At 31.8% G+C, this 2,264-nt stretch carries 4 protein-coding genes; all 4 read right to left on the reverse strand.

Going from position 1 to position 2,264, the window contains the following annotated elements; all coding sequences use genetic code 11:
* Nucleotides 1-214 (reverse strand): hypothetical protein (locus F6K13_RS29340; RefSeq protein ID WP_287289314.1); only part of this gene is annotated, 214 nt, incomplete at its 3' end.
* A gap of 128 nt (nucleotides 215-342) precedes the next feature.
* Nucleotides 343-708 carry a DUF427 domain-containing protein gene (locus F6K13_RS29345; protein WP_287240747.1) on the reverse strand — a complete coding sequence of 122 codons (366 nt, stop codon included), beginning with the start codon at nucleotides 706-708 and terminating at the stop codon, nucleotides 343-345.
* Nucleotides 709-806: 98 nt separating this feature from the next.
* On the reverse strand, nucleotides 807-1,085 hold the full coding sequence (locus tag F6K13_RS29350; protein WP_287284139.1) for a hypothetical protein: 279 nt from the start codon (nucleotides 1,083-1,085) through the stop codon (nucleotides 807-809).
* Between the two features lie 53 nt (nucleotides 1,086-1,138).
* Nucleotides 1,139-2,264 (reverse strand): 5-histidylcysteine sulfoxide synthase (ovoA, locus tag F6K13_RS29355; RefSeq protein ID WP_287289316.1); only part of this gene is annotated, 1,126 nt, incomplete at its 5' end.

Below are 2,264 nucleotides of genomic sequence, written 5' to 3' on the forward strand. Positions count from 1 at the left end.
TGTCTAACAAACTAGGAAATTCAGCAGTACCACATCCTATATCTAGAAGCTTGAGTTTATTTTTAGCAAATCCTTTAAATAGATTATTAAATGAATATTCTTCAATTAATTTTTCATAATCTATTTGAGTCACCTGAAACCATGAATATAGGTCTAACTTTTCTGCTTGATAATAAGATTTTGAAGGATTAGAATTATCATTTGTTAATTTCATATTATTTTGAATTTTGTAGTTATAAAAAGGTCATTATAAGTATTATATAACAAATAATAATTATCATATGCTTGCTTTTTGAGAACTGTCTTAATTTTCAATTACTTATATTTTCATTATTTAATTATTTACCACCATCTTGTACCTGGTTCGCCTTTAAATGGCCCGACAATATCAGCAGTAATCCATCCTGCATAAAAATCTCCTGCTTGAGGCGTAGCTAACTCATCATTAACATAACAAGCATCCATTAAAGCAGCCACAAAACTATAGTATTCTTGAATAGCTACAAAATTTGCCGTAGGTTCAACACATCGCCAAGCGGCATTTTTTATATACTTTTCACCAATACAAACATCGTAATATTGATAAATACCTTTCCACTCACAAAAACCTTTCTTTGGTGTTTCAATTAGATGTTCTAATTTAATATCTTCGGGGGAAAAATAATAGGTAGGAGTATGACTCGTTTCTAAGACTCTTTTCCCAGACAAAATAGCCTTTTACTATAATATTTTAACGTCAATTTACCACCTACTACTGTTCTGATTCTTGGTGCAAATTAGACAAATCTTCTAAACTACTAAAATTATCAATTGCTCTTCCTAAATTTTCTAACTTTTCCAGAGATAACTTCAGTCAATTTTTTTTGACCAAAGTATTTTTGATGAAAGTTTTTTCTTTCTGTAATTACTTTGTTTGATTGAACTTCCTCTTTAACTAATATTCCTTGAAATTCTGGCATTTTTTCAAAAGCTTCAATCCATTTAGATACCAGATAAGAAAAAATAATGCTTGAGTCAGTTAGTAGGTAAAACTTTTTCTGAGTCATAACTTCTGTTAGTCTATAATTATGCCAAATTTTTACCAAGACCAGAGGAATGTTTTATTCAAGAATATTTAGAGCTTATTTACCTGTTATTACTACCCTTGAACAATCCTAAAACCAGCGTGTTGATAAAAGTTTGGACGGAACCAATTACGATAATATTTCAAAGCTTCTGTTCCATTAGTTATCCAACATCCCCCTAACATCATATTATGTTGACTATCAAAAAATGGAGCCGAATAATCTTCATAGAGTTGATGAGTTTTAAATCCTGAAAGAGGATTCAAATTATCAGTTAACCATTCCCAAACATTACCCCGTAAATCATATAATCCCGATTCATTTTTTGCTGTTTCTAAGAAACCAACAGGAGTAGGAGAACCAAATTTAAAATTCAGATTATAATTATCTACCTCTACTTCCCTACCATTTCCATAAGTTGCTAAATTATATTCAGCTTCACCCATTAACCTAGTATTTTCACCTTTCCAATTACAATAAGCCATTGCTTCATAATGATTAACTTCTACAGGCCAATCTAAATGTAAGTCTATTTCATCAAACATAGCTCGATATTTATAACCACCATTTTCAGGTATCCAAAATTTAGGATGTTTGATATTATTTTGAGTTTTCCAAAGCCAACTTTCTTGAGTCCAATAATCTTTATTTTCGTAACAACCAGCCTTGACAAATTCTAGAAAATCTGCGTTGGTAATTAAATATTTACTAGCAACAAAAGGTGCAACTTCAACTTGGCGATCGCCATATTCTATATCCCAACCAAAAGTAGGATTATCTTCTGGTTTACCTATTTTTACTACCCCACCAGAAACTTCAACCATTTCATTATTAATTGGCCTAGCATTTGTAGGAGCATATTCCCAATTACTAGGACGTTTTACTTTTTCTACAGGTAGTTGCCGAAACAACATGGATGAAGTTTCGATATGAATGCGTTGATGTTCGATACCCATCATCAATGCCCACAGAGGATGATTTTGATGGATAGGGAGATTTAAAGGAGTTTTCTCAATTAGGTCTAATATGATTTGATAGACTTTTTCTCGATACTGCCAAACATCTTCAAGTTTAGGCCAGTTGATATGGGCGATCGCTTGGTCTAACTCTTCTGGTATTTCTGGATCTACTCCTAGCTCAAATAATATTTCGTAGTTAGGGTTGAGGCGTTTTTCTAATAATTCCACACGAATTAATTTA

The organism is Okeania sp. SIO2B9 (genome assembly GCF_010672505.1).
GTDB classification, from domain to species: domain Bacteria; phylum Cyanobacteriota; class Cyanobacteriia; order Cyanobacteriales; family Microcoleaceae; genus Okeania; species Okeania hirsuta.